The organism is Streptomyces coryli (assembly GCF_011044975.1).
Taxonomy (GTDB): domain Bacteria; phylum Actinomycetota; class Actinomycetes; order Streptomycetales; family Streptomycetaceae; genus Streptomyces; species Streptomyces coryli.
The window spans coordinates 1-15731 of the sequence record NZ_JAAKZV010000196.1 but is presented as its reverse complement, the minus strand read 5'-3'; the positions used below and the strand labels follow the sequence as shown (position 1 = coordinate 15731).

Sequence of the window (15731 nt, the reverse complement as noted above, 5' to 3'; positions counted from 1 at the left end):
GGAGGGTGGCGCAGTGGTCGCAAAGCGGGGCGACGCGGGTCGCGGTGCGCGTCGCCCCGCAACCCGCGCAGGGGGCGGGGAGGAAGAGGGCCGTCAGGGAGGCCCGGGAGGTCGGCGGTTCGGTCGTCGCGTTCGGCATGGTCAGCACGATGCCGGGCGGCGGATCGCGTTGCGACCCCCTGTGGATAACCTCGCTACGCCATGGCCTCGTCCGCCGCCGCCTGCAGCGCAGCGGCGTGTTCCGGCGGCGTCACCCGCTCGACGCGGAGGTCCGTCGCGCCCACCCAGCTCGCCGCCTCCGCCATCGCCTGGGCGGTCGGCACGACCGCCTTCGCCGGCGGTACGCCGTTCGGCACGTCCGCGCCCAGGGTCGCGTGCCGGGCCACCAGCGTGGTGCCCTCGCGGGCCGGGTCGACGCGGCCGACGAGCTTGCCGCCGGCCAGCACCGGCATCGCGAAATACCCGTGTATCCGCTTGGGCTTGGGGACGTACGCCTCCAGTCGGTGGGTGAGGCCGAAGATCCGCTCGGTGCGCGGGCGGTCCCAGATCAGGGAGTCGAAGGGGGAGAGCAGCGTCGTGCGGTGGCGGCCCTTCGGGGGTGTTGCGAGGGCTTCCGGGTCCGCCCAGGCCGGCTTGCCCCAGCCGGCCACCTCGACCGGGACCAGGCCCGTATCGGCGATGACGGCATCGACCTGGTCGGCCTTGACGCGGTGATAGTCGGCCAGGTCCGCGCGGGTGGCGACGCCCATCGCCGCGCCGGCCTGGGCGACCAGGCGGCGCAGGCACTCCTCGTCGGTCAGGTCGTCGTGCAGCAGGTCGGCGGGGATGGCGCGCTCGGCGAGGTCGTAGACCCGCTTCCAGCCGCGGCGCTGGGTGCAGACGACGTCGCCGGTGTCGAGCAGCCACTCCACCGCGATCTTCGTGTCCGACCAGTCCCACCAGGGGCCGCCGTTCTTGGCGCCGCCCAGGTCGGTGGAGGTGAGCGGGCCGTCGGCCTTGAGGCGGTCGAGGACGGCGGCGCAGGAGCGGTCGGCGTCCTCCAGGCGGTGCCAGCGGTGGCCCTTCGCGCGGCGGGCGCGGCGGCGGAAGGCGAAGAGCGGGTACTCCTCGATGGGGAGGATGCAGGCGGCGTGCGACCAGTACTCGAAGGTGGTGGCCTGCCCCTGCCCGCTCCAGTACGCCCCGTCGACGGCCTGGCGGCCGAGGGCGCCGAGGCGGGCGTACGGAATGAGCTCGTGCGAGCGGGCGAGCACGGAGATGGTGTCGAGCTGGACTGCGCCTAGGCGGCGGAGGACGCCGCGGGTGCCTGCGCGGCGGTCTGGGGCGCCTAGGAAGCCTTGTGCGCGCAGCGCGATGCGGCGGGCCTCGTCGGCGGTCAGCTGGAGCGTCATGGGGTCGAGGCTAGGCGGGGGCACTGACAGTGCGCGTGGCTCGGGCTCGGTGCGGGTTGGGCGGACGGCTTGCGAAACGTCCCGGGCCAGCCCGTCCCGCCTTGCGGGACGCCCCTCCCCCGGAGAGGCCGGCTTAGTCCGCCGGGACGTACGGCAGGCTCTCCTGCAAGCCCAAATCCGACGGGAGCAGGGACCCCACCCACGCATCGCGTCTCGTGCCTCTGTGGACCAGGCGGGAGCGCTGCGTGCCCTCCATCTGGAAGCCCGCCTTCAGGGCCACCGCGCGCGAGCCCTCGTTGCCCGCCTCCGCGTACCACTCCAGGCGGTCCACCTTCAGGGGGCCGAAGGCCCAGCGGGCCACCGCGCCGGCCGCCTCTGCCGTGTAGCCGCGGCCGCGTTGTTCCTTGGCGGTCCAGTAGCCGATCTCCGCGACCCGCTCGGCCACCCGCGTCGGGGTGATGCCGACCAGGCCCATGATCCCGGCGAGCGCCCCGGTCTCACGCACCGTGACCGCGAAGTTGTACACCGTGTTGTCGCGCCAGCCCGAGGGGCAGATGCGCAGGACGAAGTCCTCGGCGTGCCGCAGCTCGTACGGCGCGGGGACGGTCGTCCAGCGCTGGATGTCGGGGTCCTGGCACGCCGCGTGCACGGCGTCCACGTCGGCCGGCTCCGGGGGGCGGAGGAGCAGGCGCTCGGAGGTGAGGGAAACCGGGTCCATGTGCGGAGTCTGCGCGTGTTCCTGTCACCCGCGCCAGGGAGTATCGCGTGAGATCCGGCACTTTCCGGCCCTTTCGGGCGTTGAGTGTACGGACGACTCTGCGCAGGGTGTGGCCGCACCTCCCGGCGTCGCCTCGTCCTCGCATACGATGGCCGATGCGGTCCGTACGGATCGCCAAGGAACTCGACCGTGCCAGGCCCGACCGGCAAGGAGCCCGTCCAAGTGTCCGTCTTCGGCAAACTAATGCGTGCAGGTGAAGGCAAGATCCTGCGCAAGCTGCACCGCATCGCGGACCAGGTCAATTCCATCGAGGCCGATTTCGAGGCCCTCGACGATGACGAGCTGCGCGAGCTCACCGAGGAGTTCAAGGGGCGGCTCGCCGACGGCGAGACCCTGGACGACATCCTCCCCGAGGCCTTCGCCGCCGTCCGTGAGGCGGCCCGCCGGGTGCTGGGCCAGCGCCATTACGACGTCCAGATGATGGGCGGCGCCGCGCTGCACATCGGTTATGTCGCCGAGATGAAGACCGGTGAGGGCAAGACCCTGGTCGGCACGCTGCCGGCGTATCTGAATGCGCTGTCCGGCGACGGTGTGCACATCGTCACGACGAACGACTATCTGGCGCAGCGCGACTCCGAGTGGATGGGCCGGGTGCACAAGTTCCTCGGCCTCAGCGTCGGCTGCATCATGGCGAATATGCCGCCCGCGGAGCGGCGCGAGCAGTACAACTGCGACATTACGTACGGCACGAACAATGAATTCGGCTTCGACTATCTGCGCGACAACATGGCGTGGTCGAAGGACGAGATGGTCCAGCGCGGCCACAACTTCGCGATCGTCGACGAGGTCGACTCGATCCTGGTGGACGAGGCCCGTACGCCGCTGATCATTTCCGGCCCCGCGGACCAGGCCACCAAGTGGTACGCCGACTTCGCCAAGCTCGTCACCCGGCTCTCCAAGGGTGAGCCCGCCGATGTGCGCCTGGGCAAGGCCGAGACCGGTGACTACGACGTCGACGAGAAGAAGCGCACCGTCGGCATCCACGAGTCCGGCGTCTCCAAGGTGGAGAACTGGCTGGGCATCGACAATCTCTACGAGTCCGTGAACACCCCCCTGGTCGGCTATCTCAACAACGCCATCAAGGCCAAGGAGCTCTTCAAGAAGGACAAGGACTACGTCGTCATCGACGGCGAGGTCATGATCGTCGACGAGCACACCGGCCGTGTGCTGGCCGGCCGCCGCTACAACGAGGGCATGCACCAGGCGATCGAGGCGAAGGAAGGGGTGGAGATCAAGGACGAGAACCAGACGCTCGCCACGATCACCCTCCAGAACTTCTTCCGCCTCTACGACAAGCTCTCCGGCATGACCGGTACGGCCATGACCGAGGCCGCGGAGTTCCAGCAGATCTACAAGCTGGGCGTCGTCCCGATCCCGACGAACCGCCCCATGGCGCGCCTCGACCAGGCCGACCTGATCTACCGCACCGAGCCGGCGAAGTTCGACGCGGTGGTCGACGACATCGTCGAGAAGCAGGAGAAGGGCCAGCCGGTCCTGGTCGGCACCACCTCCGTGGAGAAGTCGGAGTACCTCTCGCAGCAGCTCGCCAAGCGCGGCGTGCCGCACGAGGTGCTCAACGCGAAGCAGCACCAGCGCGAGGCCTCGATCGTCGCCCAGGCGGGCCGCAAGGGCGCCGTCACGGTGTCGACGAACATGGCCGGCCGCGGTACGGACATCAAGCTCGGCGGCAACCCCGACGACCTCGCCGAGGCCGAGCTGCGGCAGCGCGGCCTGGACCCGGTCGAGCACCCGGACAAGTGGGCGGCGGCGCTGCCCGCGGCGCTGGAGCGCGCCGAGGAGGCCGTCAAGGCCGAGCACGACGAGGTCAAGGACCTCGGCGGGCTCTACGTGCTGGGCACCGAGCGGCACGAGTCGCGGCGTATCGACAACCAGCTGCGCGGTCGTTCCGGCCGTCAGGGCGACCCGGGCGAGTCCCGCTTCTACCTGTCGCTCGGCGACGACCTGATGCGGCTCTTCAAGGCGCAGATGGTCGAGCGCGTGATGTCCATGGCGAACGTCCCGGACGACGTCCCGATCGAGAACAAGATGGTCACCCGCGCCATCGCCTCCGCCCAGTCGCAGGTCGAGCAGCAGAACTTCGAGACGCGTAAGAACGTCCTGAAGTACGACGAGGTCCTCAACCGCCAGCGCGAGGTCATCTACGGCGAGCGGCGCCGCGTCCTGGAGGGCGAGGACCTGCACGAGCAGGTGCGCCACTTCATGGACGACACCATCGACGCCTACATCCAGGCCGAGACCGCCGAGGGCTTCGCCGAGGAGTGGGACCTCGACCGCCTGTGGGGTGCCTTCAAGCAGCTGTACCCGGTCACGGTGACCGTCGAGCAGCTCGAGGAGGAGGCCGGCGACCGCGCCGGGATCACCGCGGAGTTCATCGAGGAGTCCATCAAGGACGACATCCACGAGCAGTACGACGCACGCGAGAAGGAGCTCGGCTCCGAGATCATGCGTGAGCTGGAGCGCCGGGTCGTGCTGTCGGTCCTCGACCGCAAGTGGCGTGAGCACCTCTACGAGATGGACTATCTCCAGGAGGGCATCGGCCTGCGCGCGATGGCGCAGAAGGACCCGCTGGTCGAGTACCAGCGGGAGGGCTACGACATGTTCACCGCCATGATGGACGGCATCAAGGAGGAGTCCGTCGGCTATCTGTTCAACCTGGAGGTCCAGGTCGAGCAGCAGGTCGAGGAGGTCCCGGTGCAGGACGCGGCCCCGGCCGACGCGGTCGAGGACGCGGTGCCGGCGGGTGCCCGCCCGGCGATCACGGCCAAGGGTCTCGAGCAGCCGCAGCGGCCGAGCGAGCTGCACTTCTCCGCTCCCACGGAGCAGGGCGACGTGGAGGAGGGCGTGCTCTCCACGGACGGCGAGCCGGTCCGCTCCGCGGCCGACGGCCTCACGCGGGCGGAGCGCCGCAAGCAGCAGCGCGGCGGCGGCAACAAGAAGAAAAAGAAGCGCTGACACCAGCACGACGTAGGACGCCATCGGCCGGACTCCACGGGGAGTCCGGCCGATGGCTTTCACTGGCCCACCCCGGGGCCGACCTCCACCGCCGCGCAGCGCCAGCGGTTGTCCTCGGCCAGTTCCAGGCGGAAGGCCAGGGCGCGGGCCCTGGTGCCGTATTCGATACGGGCGAAGGCCTCGATGGCGCGGGGGCTGGGCTGGTAGCCGCTGCACTCCGCCACCACCGGGCGGCCGGGGCCGCGCAGCGGCGGGTTCTCGGCGAGGGCCAGCAGCTGCTCGTAGGCCTCGCCGATGGTGTGGCCGAGCATCCAGTGGACCGGCTTCTGGCCGCTCAGGGTCAACAGCAGGCGTTTCGCGAACCATTCGTGCGGCTGCAGCTCCTGCGGCAGCCCCGGGAAGGCGAAGCGCCGCGGGCGGCGCGGGTCCCGCCGCGCCGGCGGGCGGGTGGCCGCCCGTGATCGTCCGGCCGGTCCCCTGTTCGTACGTGTTCGCTCCACGCCGTTCACCCCCGTGCTGCGTGCCGTGCGGTCGGCAGCAGTTCTAGCCGGGAGGTGCGGGGGGCGGCAATGACGGTACGTATCCGGCTGAGCACGGCGGGGAATTCACCTATCCGGGCGACGGGGCCGCGGAGTTGAGCCGTTCACATGCCCGCCGGCGGGCAACGGGAACGGTTGCACGGCACCCCGCGATCCATCCGGAAGAGGTACAGGTCCGTATGCTGTGCGCCATGCGCGTGTACCTGCCACTGACGCTCCCCTCGCTGGCCGATGCCCACAAGGCCGGTGAGCTGGGCCCGGCTCCGCTGACCGCCTACGCCGTCACCCCGGCGCTGCGCGAGTGGTATGTCTCCGACAACATCGAGGAGCTGGAGTACGCCGCGCTCAACCGCGCCGCCGGCGCCAGCCTGCGGATGCTCGCCGGGGAGCCGGACGCGCCGCGACGGCGCGTGGTGCTCGTGGCCGAGGTGCCGGACGGCGCCGCCTCCGCCGACCCCGACCACACCCTGGACCCGGCGGCGCTCGGCGAGGTCCGTATCGCCAAGGCGGTCTCGCTGAAGCTGGCCGCCGCGGTGCATGTGGACGCCCCGGACGCGGTGGCCGATGTCACCGCCGCCGCGGAGGTGCTGGGCGCCGCGGACCAGGGGGACGACGACGCGCAGTTCACCGTGGACGGGGCCGAGGATCACGAGCTGCTGTGGTTCGGGGTGCAGGAAATTCCGAACCTGATTGTCTGACCCTCGCGCTACGGTCGTTTCATGGCGCATTTGGTCTGGGACTGGAACGGCACGCTCTTCCACGACATCGACGCGGTGATAGAGGCGACGAACGCCTCCTTCACCGAGCTCGGCCTGCCGCAGATCACGCTGGAGCGCTATCGCGAGCTGTACTGCGTGCCGGTGCCGAAGTTCTACGAGCGGCTGATGGGCCGGCTGCCCACCGAGGACGAGTGGCTGGTCATGGACGAGACCTTCCACCGGCACTACTGGGCGCGGGCCGAGACCGCGGGTCTCGCCGACGGCGCGGCCGAGCTGCTCGCCGGGCGGCAGGCGGCCGGGCTCACCCAGTCGCTGTGCTCGCTCGCGCCGCACGACCGCCTGGTGCCGCTGCTGCACGAGCACGGCATCGTCGACCGCTTCGTCCGCGTCGACGGCCTCACCGGGCCGAACGGCGGCGGCAAGGCGGAGCACATGGTGCGCCACCTCGCCGCGATAGCCGGCGTCGACGCCGCCCGTACGGTGGTGATCGGCGACGCCGTGGACGACGCCAAGGCGGCCGCGGCCGCCGGTGCCCAGGCGGTGCTGTACACCGGCGGCTCGCACAGCCGGGCCAGCCTGGAGCAGGCCGGGGTGCCGGTCGTGGACAGCCTCGTGGAGGCGGTCGCGGCGGCGGACGAGCTGGTGGCGTAAACGCGGGTCGGACGGGTGCCGTAGGCGGGACTACGTCACCGGCGCCTTCGCCCGCAGCACCGTCAGGAATTCGCGCATCCACTTCGAGTGGTCCGGCCACGCCCGCGCCGACACCAGCACCCCGTCCACCACCGCCTCGGCGTCCTGGTAGCTGGCGCCGGCGGTCTGCATGTCCAGCTCCAGCGCCGGATACGCGGTCACCCGGCGGCCCTGCAGCGCGCCCACCGCGGCCGTCATCAGCGGGCCGTGGCAGATCTGCGCGACCGGCTTGTCGCCGTCGAAGAAGGCCTTCACGATCTTGCGGAGTTCGGGGTCGTTGCGGAGGTACTCGGGTGCCCGGCCGCCCGGGATCACCAGGGCCACGTAGTGGCCGGGGTCGACCTCGTTGAAGGCCAGGTCGGCGGGCCAGGTGTAGCCGGGCTTCTCGGTGTACGTGTCGAAGCCGTTCTCGAAGTCGTGCACCACGAAGCGGAGCGTCTTGCGGGTGGGCGCGGCGATGTGGACGTCGTAGCCCTCCTCGCGCAGCCGCTGGTACGGGTAGAGGACCTCGAGGGATTCGGCGGCGTCGCCGGTGACGATCAGGATCTTGGCTGCCATGGCGTGCTCCCCAGGAATGAGCGATGGCTGCGGTCTCGCTGTTCAACCTGCTCCCACCCCGGACGCCTGACAACCTGGCCGGTACGGCCAACTTCCGGCCGATGTTTTGTACACCCGCAGCCCATGACGGACCCCCGCCGGCGGGCAGTAGCCTTGTCCCGTGATCAGCGCGATAGGCCGACGGGGCGCCGACGCCCCGCCCCCGGCTCCGGCACCCACCATGGGACCGGAGCCCGCCGTCGCCGCTAGTGCTACCGCCAAGCGGTGCCTTAGGTCACAAATGGCCGATAACGGCTCGCTCATCCGCGATTCCGGCATAACGTCGTTTCATGGCGGTCACCCCGCCGCGCAACGCCGTGCCACCGCACCACATATCCACGTATCCGCCACTCGTCACGCAACGGCGCGCGACAGGAGCATGAGGACATGCAGACCAAGCTGGACGAAGCCAAAGCCGAGCTGCTCACCCGGGCGGCCCGGGTAGCCGAGAAAGGCGAGAAGGGGGAGCGGGCCAAGAAGGACAGCCTCGCCCCGGACACGCTCGCCGCGTACCTCCAGCGCTACTACCTGCACACGGCGCCCGACGACCTCACCGACCGCGACCCGGTCGACATCTACGGCGCCGCCGCCTCGCACTACCGCCTGGCCCAGCACCGCCCGCAGGGCACCGCGAACGTCCGGGTGCACACCCCGACCGTCGAGGAGAACGGCTGGGCCTCCAGCCACTCCGTCGTCGAGGTCGTCACGGACGACATGCCCTTCCTGGTCGACTCGGTCACCAATGAGCTGACCCGCCAGGGCCGCGGCATCCACCTCGTCATCCACCCGCAGATCGTGGTCCGCCGCGACGTCACCGGCCGCCTCCTCGAGGTCCTCGACGCCGGCCGCGACCCGCATCTCGCCCAGCCGGGCGGCCAGGACGGCACCCCGGAGCTCCCGCACGACGCCGTCGTCGAGTCCTGGATCCATGTCGAGATCGACCGCGAGACCGACCGCGGCGACCTCAAGCAGATCACCGCCGACCTCGTCCGCGTCCTGTCCGACGTCCGCGAGGCCGTCGAGGACTGGCAGAAGATGCGCGACAGCGCCCTGCGGATCGCCGAGGACCTCGGCTCCGAGCCGCTCCCCGAGGACCTGCCGGAGCGCGACGTCGAGGAGGCCCGCGAGCTGCTGCGCTGGCTCTCCGCCGACCACTTCACCTTCCTGGGCTACCGCGAGTACGAGCTCAGCAAGAACGACGGCGACGAGCTCACCGCCGTCCCCGGCACCGGTCTCGGCATCCTGCGCGCCGACCCCTCGCACACCACCAAGGACGGCCACGGCACCCCGGCCTCCGAGTCCTTCCACCGCCTTCCGGCCGACGCCCGCGCCAAGGCCCGCGAGCACAAGCTCCTGGTCCTCACCAAGGCCAACAGCCGCGCCACCGTGCACCGGCCGTCGTATCTCGACTACGTCGGCGTGAAGAAGTTCGACCAGGACGGCAATGTCGTCGGCGAGCGCCGCTTCCTCGGCCTCTTCTCCTCGGCCGCGTACACCGAGTCCGTCCGCCGCGTCCCGGTCATCCGCCGCAAGGTCGCCGACGTCCTCGCCCGCTCCGGCGTCACGCCGAACAGCCACGACGGCCGCGACCTGCTGCAGATCCTGGAGACGTACCCCCGCGACGAGCTCTTCCAGACGCCCGTCGACGAGCTGCAGTCGATCACCACCAGCGTGCTCTACCTGCAGGAGCGCCGCCGGCTGCGCCTCTTCCTCCGCCAGGAGGAATACGGCCGCTACTACTCCGCGCTCGTCTACCTGCCGCGCGACCGCTACACCACGACGGTCCGGCTGCGCCTGATCGACATCCTCAAGGAGGAGCTCGGCGGCACCTCCGTCGACTTCACCGCCTGGAACACCGAATCGGTCCTCTCCCGGCTGCACTTCGTCGTCCGCGTCCGCCCCGGTACGGAGCTGCGCGAGCTCACCGAGGCCGACGTCAACCGGATCGAGGGCCGCCTCGCCGACGCCGCCCGCTCCTGGACCGACGGCTTCACCGAGGCGCTCAACGCCGAACTCGGCGAGGAGCGCGGCACCGAGCTGGCGCACCGCTACGCGGGCGCCTTCCCGGAGGGCTACAAGGAGGACTTCACCCCGCGCATCGCGGTCGCCGACCTGCAGCACTTCGAGCGGCTCACCTCCGTCGGCGGCACCGAGCGCTTCGCCCTCAGCCTGTACGAGCCGGTGGGCGCCGCCCACGACGAGCGGCGGCTGAAGGTCTACGGCGCCGGCGCGCCCTTCTCGCTCACCAAGGTGCTCCCGGTCCTCCAGGACCTCGGCGTCGAGGTCGTCGAGGAGCGCCCGTACGAGCTGCGCTGCGTCGACGGCACCCGCGCCTGGGTCTCCGACTTCGGCCTGAAGCTGCCCCCGGCGGCGAACGGCAACGGCCTGGAGGTCGGCGAGGACACCCGCGAGCGCTTCCAGGACGCCTTCACCGCGGTCTGGAACCACGAGGCCGAGAGCGACCGCTTCAACGCCCTCGTGCTGACCGCTGGGCTCAACTGGCGCCAGGTGATGGTGCTGCGCGCCTACGCCAAGTACCTGCGCCAGGCGGGCGTCTCCTTCAGCCAGTCGTACATGGAGGACACCCTCCGCACCAACGTGCACACCACCCGGCTGCTGATCTCGCTCTTCCAGGCCCGGATGTCGCCGGACCACCAGCGCGCGGGCAACGAGGTCACCGACGGCATCCTCGAGGAGCTCGACGGGGCTCTGGACCAGGTGGCGTCGCTGGACGAGGACCGCATCCTGCGCTCCTTCCTGACCATGATCAAGGCGACCCTGCGCACCAACTACTTCCAGAAGGACAGCCAGGGCCACCCGCACGCGTACGTCTCGATGAAGCTGGACCCGCAGGCGATCCCGTTCCTGCCCGCGCCCCGTCCCGCGTACGAGATCTGGGTCTACTCGCCGACCGTCGAGGGCGTGCACCTGCGCTTCGGCAAGGTCGCCCGCGGCGGCCTGCGCTGGTCGGACCGGCGGGAGGACTTCCGTACGGAGATCCTCGGCCTGGTCAAGGCGCAGGAGGTCAAGAACACCGTCATCGTCCCGGCCGGCGCCAAGGGCGGCTTCGTCGGCAAGCGGCTGCCGGACCCGTCGGCGGACCGCGACGCGTGGCTGGCCGAGGGCATCACCTGCTACAAGACCTTTATCTCCGGGATGCTCGACATCACCGACAACCTGGTCGGCGGCCAGGTCGTGCACCCGGAGAACGTGGTCCGCCACGACGGCGACGACAACTACCTGGTCGTCGCGGCCGACAAGGGCACCGCCACCTTCTCCGACATCGCCAACGAGGTCGCCGTCGCCTACGGCTTCTGGCTCGGCGACGCCTTCGCCTCCGGCGGCTCGGCCGGCTACGACCACAAGGGCATGGGCATCACGGCCCGCGGCGCCTGGGAGTCCGTCAAGCGGCACTTCCGCGAGCTGGGCACGGACTGCCAGAACGAGCCGTTCACCGCGGTCGGCATCGGCGACATGTCCGGCGACGTCTTCGGCAACGGCATGCTGCTGAGCGAGCAGACCCGCCTGGTGGCCGCCTTCGACCATCGGCACATCTTTATCGACCCGGACCCGGACGCGGCCACCTCGTACGCCGAGCGCCGCCGGATCTTCGAGCTGCCGCGCTCCTCCTGGGCCGACTACGACGCGTCGCTGCTCTCCGACGGCGGCGGCATCCACCCCCGTACGGCCAAGTCGATCCCGCTCAACGCCAAGGTGCGCGCGGCCCTCGGCATCGACGCGTCGATCGCGAAGATGACCCCGGCCGAGCTGATGAAGGCGATCCTGCAGGCCCCCGTGGACCTGCTGTGGAACGGCGGCATCGGCACGTATGTGAAGTCCTCGGTCGAGAACAACCTCGACGTCGGCGACAAGGCCAACGACGCCATCCGCGTCGACGGCCAGGACGTCCGCGCGCAGATCATCGGCGAGGGCGGCAACCTGGGCGCGACCCAGCTGGGCCGGATCGAGTTCGCCCGCTCCGGTGGTCCCGACGGCGTCGGCGGCAAGGTCAACACGGACGCGATCGACAACAGCGCGGGCGTGGACACCTCCGACCACGAGGTGAACATCAAGATCCTGCTGAACGCGGTCGTCGCCGACGGCGACATGACGGTCAAGCAGCGCAACCGGCTGCTGGCCGAGATGACCGACGAGGTCGGCGCCCTGGTGCTGCGCAACAACTACGCGCAGAACACCGCGCTCGGCAACGCCATCTCCCAGTCCCCGAGCCTGATGCACGCCCACCAGCGGCTGATGCGCAAGCTGTCGAAGGAGGGCAGGCTCAACCGGAGCCTGGAGTTCCTGCCGAATGACAAGCAGGTGCGCGACCGGCTGAGCAACGGCCAGGGCCTGACCCAGCCGGAGCTGGCGGTGCTGCTGGCGTACAACAAGATCACCATGACCGAGGAGCTGATCGGCACCGAGCTCCCGGACGACCCGTACCTGGAGCACCTGCTCTTCAGCTACTTCCCCGAGCCGCTGCGAGAGCGCTTTCCCGACCAGATCAAGACGCACGCCCTGCGCCGCGAGATCATCACGACGGTGCTGGTCAACGAGACGATCAACACCGGCGGCACCACCTTCCTGCACCGCCTGAAGGAGGAGACGGGCGCCTCGACGGAAGAGGTCGTACGCGCCCACACCGCCGCCCGCGAGATCTTCCGCCTCGGCGACTTCTGGGACGCGGTCGAGGCCCTCGACAACGTCGTGGCCGCGGACGTCCAGACCCGCGTCCGGCTGCACTCCCGCCGCCTCGTCGAGCGCGGCACCCGCTGGCTGCTGAACAACCGGCCGCAGCCGCTGCAGGTGGCGGAGACGATCGAGTTCTTCCGCGACCGGGTGGCCGAGGTGTGGGCCACGCTGCCGAAGCCGCTGCAGGGCGCGGACCTGGAGTGGTACCAGCGGATCCTCGGCGAGCTGCAGGCCGGCGGGGTGCCGGAGGAGCTGGCGCTGCGGGTGGCCGGGTTCTCGGCGGCGTTCCCGATCCTCGATGTGGTCGCGGTGGCGGACCGTACCGAGAAGGACCCGATGGACGTCGCCGAGGTCTACTACGACCTGGGCGACCGGGTGCACATCAGCCAGCTGATGGACCGGGTGATCGAGCTGCCGCGGGCCGACCGCTGGCAGTCGATGGCCCGCGCCTCCATCCGCGAGGACCTGTACGCGGCGCACGCGCTGCTGACGGCGGACGTGCTGTCGGCCGGCGGGGCGGATTCCACGCCGGAGCAGCGGTTCAAGGCGTGGGAGGAGAAGAACGCCACCATCCTGGGCCGCGCCCGGGCGACGCTGGACGAGATCCAGTCGTCGGACAGCTTCGACCTGGCGAACCTGTCGGTGGCGATGCGGACGATGCGGACGCTGCTGCGGACGAACCGCTGATCGCCTGCGGTAGCGCGCCCGGTCGGGTGACCGGCTGGGCGCGTCGCCGCCGCCTGTCCCGGCCGCGCCTGAATCGGCTCTTCATATTGTCCTTGTGGCAATGAGAACGAGCATGCCCCTGACCGCACTATCCCTGTTCATCCTGGCTTACCCGCTGATGAGCGGCGGTGCCGCGGAGCTCGAGGCGGCGGCTGAGCGGCCCCTGCCCGCGCTGCCGCATCCCGCGCTGCTCGGCGACTCCCCGGACCGGCCGCTGCTGCGCGCGGCGGTGGCGGCGGGGGCGGACGGGGAGTAGGCCCCGCCGCCCCGCACCGCCATTCCGACCAGTCCCGCGTGCGCCGGCCGCCGTTCCGGCGGAGGGTGCGGATATGGGATCGATCGGACGGTACGCGGCTGCCGCCGTGCTGCTCGCCGGGCTGGGCGCCGGGCTCGGCATACCCACCGCCCGCGCGGTCGGCTCCGGCTGCCTGCCGGGGCTGTGCTCGCGTACGGTCAACGACTCCGGCGGGCCGGTGCTGGTGGCGCATGACTGGTGCGGTGACGCGGAGCGGTTGCAGCAGGACGCCCCGCCGTGCGGCGCCGCGCCGAGCGACCGCCGGCTGGTGTCGGGGGAGCGGACTCCGCTGGCCGATGACTGGGACGCCTTCCGGGTGGACGCGGGCCGCTGCTACCGCTTCGACATAACGGGCCCGCTGCGGGGCCGTAGCGCCGAGACCGTGGACCGGCGCGGCGAGAGCACCGGGGCCTGGATACGCATACACAACGACGAGACCGCGGTGATACGGGCCCGGGCGTGCTGACTCCGCCTCTCTGCCGCCCTCCTGGCCGCGCTCCAATTGAGCAGTTTGCGGCGGTTTAATACCGTTCAATCCTAGGCTGTGGCTGGATCGGAGCGTGTGATGGGCCAGATGACCACGGGACCCCGCGTGAACCCGGAAGCCTCCGCGGTCGTCGCCCTCTACCGCCGGGCCCTCCCGCGCTCGCTCCGCCGCGCCATCGCCGAGCGCTATTCGGTCGAGGCCCGCCGCCAGGTCAAGCATCACCTGGCCACCCTCACCTCCGCCCAGCGCGCCGACCGGGTCAGGGCCGCCCTCCTCGCCCGCCGCCGGCGCGGCCTCGCCGCGGCGCCCGGCCGCCGGGTCGTCATGGTCGACGGCCGCCCGCGCATCGCTCACCTCCAGCCGGACCTCTCCCCGCAGCACGCCCGGCGGGCGGCCCTGAAGGCCGTCACCCGGGCGCTGAAGCAGGCCGGGGTCGACTACTTCTGCGTCCGCGGCCGCCCCCGCCAGGCCGCCATCGTCGCCGTACCCGACAAGGACCGCGCCCGCGCCCTCGACGCCCTGGCCCGGCTGTGCCGACGCGATCCCGCGTATGTGTCGCCGCTGGGCAGCGAGGGCGGCGGGCCGCGGCTGGCGCCGGGTTACGAGCCCGGGGTGTGGCGGCATGTCGGGGACGACAAGTGGGGGCTGCGGCTGACCTGGTTCAGGACCGAGCCGGGGGAGCGGCTGGTGCTCGGGGAGCGGTACGCGTGCGAGGTGGAGTTCTGGGCGCGGCAGGGGGAGCGGCTGGTCGCGCCGCGGCGCAACGGCGTCACCGAGTCCGTACCGGTGGCGGGAAAGGCCGTGGATCTGATCGACGCGGACCGGTGGGGGGTCGGGCGGCTGAAGGTGCGCACGCGGGAGGAGTTCACCCGGCCGCTGCCGGGGGACATCACTTTTCCCATCGACGCCGTCTACACGTGGGTCGACGGCTCCGATCCGGAGTGGCTGCGGCGGCGGGCGAAATACGCGGGCGAGGAATACCACGGGGAGTCGGCGAACGCGGCGCGCTACGCGGACCATGACGAGCTGCGCTATTCGCTGCGCTCGCTGGCCACGTACGCGCCCTGGATCCGCAATGTCTACCTGGTGACGGACGACCAGGCGCCGGTGTGGCTGGACACGGCGCACCCGCGGCTGCGGGTGGTCAGCCACCGCGAGATCTTTACGGACCCGGGGTTGCTGCCGACCTTCAACTCGCATGCGATCGAGAGCCAGTTGCATCACATTGAGGGCTTGTCGGAGCACTTCCTGTACTTCAACGACGATGTCTTCCTGGGCGCGGAGACGGTGCCACAGGACTTCTTCATGGGGAACGGGGTGACGAAGTTCTTCCCGTCGCCGGCGCTGGTGCCGCTGGACGACCCGAGCGACGAGGACGTGCCGGTGTCGGTCGCGGCGAAGAACAACCGGCGGCTGATCGAGAACACGTTTGGTGTGCTCCCGGTGCAGAAGATGAAGCACACGCCGCATGCGCTGCGGCGGAGCGTGCTGGCGGAGATCGAGTCGCGGTTCGGGGACGAGCACGGGGCGACGGCGTCGCATCGCTTCCGGAGCCGGGAGGATCTGGCGATTCCGTCGTCGCTGCATCACTACTACGCGTTCCATACGGGGCGGTCGACGACGGGGTCGATTACGTACGGGTACTTCGACCTGTCGAATCCGAACTCGGCGAATCGGCTGGACCGGCTGCTGGCGGCGCGTGATCGGCGGGTGTTCTGCATCAACGACACGGTGTCGGTGGAGGGGGAGGGGGAGGGGCAGACGGAGCGGTTGCGGCCGTTTTTGGAGGCGTACTTTCCGGTGCCTAGTCCGTATGAGATGGCGTCGTGAGGGGGGTGGTGGGG

At 70.7% G+C, this 15731-nt stretch carries 11 protein-coding genes; 7 read left to right on the top strand and 4 right to left on the bottom strand.

Going from position 1 to position 15731, the window contains the following annotated elements; genetic code table 11:
• Window positions 1–194: 194 nt before the first annotated feature.
• Window positions 195–1391, bottom strand: a complete 1197-nt coding sequence (locus G5C51_RS31050) for a winged helix-turn-helix domain-containing protein (protein WP_165242160.1) — start codon at window positions 1389–1391, stop codon at window positions 195–197.
• A gap of 133 nt (window positions 1392–1524) precedes the next feature.
• Window positions 1525–2109 carry a GNAT family N-acetyltransferase gene (locus G5C51_RS31045; protein WP_165242158.1) on the bottom strand — a complete coding sequence of 195 codons (585 nt, stop codon included), beginning with the start codon at window positions 2107–2109 and terminating at the stop codon, window positions 1525–1527.
• A 222-nt stretch (window positions 2110–2331) separates the two neighbouring features.
• Here G5C51_RS31045 and secA point away from each other — a divergent pair, with 222 nt between their 5' ends.
• Window positions 2332–5142 carry a preprotein translocase subunit SecA gene (gene secA / locus G5C51_RS31040; RefSeq protein WP_165242164.1) on the top strand — a complete coding sequence of 937 codons (2811 nt, stop codon included), beginning with the start codon at window positions 2332–2334 and terminating at the stop codon, window positions 5140–5142.
• 59 nt (window positions 5143–5201) lie between these two features.
• On the opposite strand, the gene G5C51_RS43340 is transcribed toward secA, so the two are convergent.
• Complete coding sequence (locus G5C51_RS43340; protein ID WP_420824877.1) at window positions 5202–5651, bottom strand: Rv3235 family protein; 450 nt, start codon at window positions 5649–5651, stop codon at window positions 5202–5204.
• 221 nt (window positions 5652–5872) lie between these two features.
• Between G5C51_RS43340 and G5C51_RS31030 the strand changes: the two genes are divergently transcribed.
• Both G5C51_RS31030 and G5C51_RS31025 read left to right on the top strand, forming a co-directional pair.
• Entirely contained in the window at window positions 5873–6379 is a 507-nt protein-coding gene (locus G5C51_RS31030) for a DUF6912 family protein (protein ID WP_165242156.1), read from the top strand.
• A gap of 21 nt (window positions 6380–6400) precedes the next feature.
• Window positions 6401–7051, top strand: coding sequence for an HAD family hydrolase (locus G5C51_RS31025; RefSeq protein WP_165242154.1), 651 nt, complete (start codon window positions 6401–6403; stop codon window positions 7049–7051).
• 30 nt (window positions 7052–7081) lie between these two features.
• Here the strand turns inward: G5C51_RS31025 and G5C51_RS31020 are convergent, their stop codons facing one another.
• The gene (locus tag G5C51_RS31020; protein WP_165242152.1) at window positions 7082–7648 is read right to left on the bottom strand and encodes a DJ-1/PfpI family protein; all 567 of its coding nucleotides are present in this window, start codon (window positions 7646–7648) and stop codon (window positions 7082–7084) included.
• A gap of 426 nt (window positions 7649–8074) precedes the next feature.
• On the opposite strand from G5C51_RS31020, the gene G5C51_RS31015 reads away from it, so the two are divergent.
• The 4 genes from G5C51_RS31015 (at window position 8075) to G5C51_RS31000 (ending at window position 15717) form a co-directional block, all read left to right on the top strand.
• Window positions 8075–13066 carry an NAD-glutamate dehydrogenase gene (locus tag G5C51_RS31015; RefSeq protein WP_165242150.1) on the top strand — a complete coding sequence of 1664 codons (4992 nt, stop codon included), beginning with the start codon at window positions 8075–8077 and terminating at the stop codon, window positions 13064–13066.
• Between the two features lie 112 nt (window positions 13067–13178).
• Window positions 13179–13361 carry a hypothetical protein gene (locus G5C51_RS31010; RefSeq protein WP_165242148.1) on the top strand — a complete coding sequence of 61 codons (183 nt, stop codon included), beginning with the start codon at window positions 13179–13181 and terminating at the stop codon, window positions 13359–13361.
• A 73-nt stretch (window positions 13362–13434) separates the two neighbouring features.
• Window positions 13435–13866, top strand: a complete 432-nt coding sequence (locus G5C51_RS31005; RefSeq protein ID WP_165242146.1) for a hypothetical protein — start codon at window positions 13435–13437, stop codon at window positions 13864–13866.
• A 108-nt stretch (window positions 13867–13974) separates the two neighbouring features.
• A complete protein-coding gene (locus tag G5C51_RS31000) occupies window positions 13975–15717 on the top strand; it encodes a stealth family protein (protein WP_165242144.1) in 1743 nt (580 codons plus the stop codon).
• Window positions 15718–15731 lie beyond the last annotated feature (14 nt).

Excerpts from the sequence above, each read along its gene's own strand:
- G5C51_RS31045 (WP_165242158.1), bottom strand. The coding sequence starts at position 2,109 with ATGGACCCGGTTTCCCTCACCTCCGAGCGCCTGCTCCTCCGCCCCCCG.
- G5C51_RS31025 (WP_165242154.1), top strand. The coding sequence starts at position 6,401 with ATGGCGCATTTGGTCTGGGACTGGAACGGCACGCTCTTCCACGACATC.
- G5C51_RS31000 (WP_165242144.1), top strand. The coding sequence starts at position 13,975 with ATGACCACGGGACCCCGCGTGAACCCGGAAGCCTCCGCGGTCGTCGCC.
- G5C51_RS31020 (WP_165242152.1), bottom strand. The coding sequence starts at position 7,648 with ATGGCAGCCAAGATCCTGATCGTCACCGGCGACGCCGCCGAATCCCTC.
- G5C51_RS31050 (WP_165242160.1), bottom strand. The coding sequence starts at position 1,391 with ATGACGCTCCAGCTGACCGCCGACGAGGCCCGCCGCATCGCGCTGCGC.
- G5C51_RS31005 (WP_165242146.1), top strand. The coding sequence starts at position 13,435 with ATGGGATCGATCGGACGGTACGCGGCTGCCGCCGTGCTGCTCGCCGGG.
- G5C51_RS31015 (WP_165242150.1), top strand. The coding sequence starts at position 8,075 with ATGCAGACCAAGCTGGACGAAGCCAAAGCCGAGCTGCTCACCCGGGCG.
- G5C51_RS31010 (WP_165242148.1), top strand. The coding sequence starts at position 13,179 with ATGCCCCTGACCGCACTATCCCTGTTCATCCTGGCTTACCCGCTGATG.
- G5C51_RS31030 (WP_165242156.1), top strand. The coding sequence starts at position 5,873 with ATGCGCGTGTACCTGCCACTGACGCTCCCCTCGCTGGCCGATGCCCAC.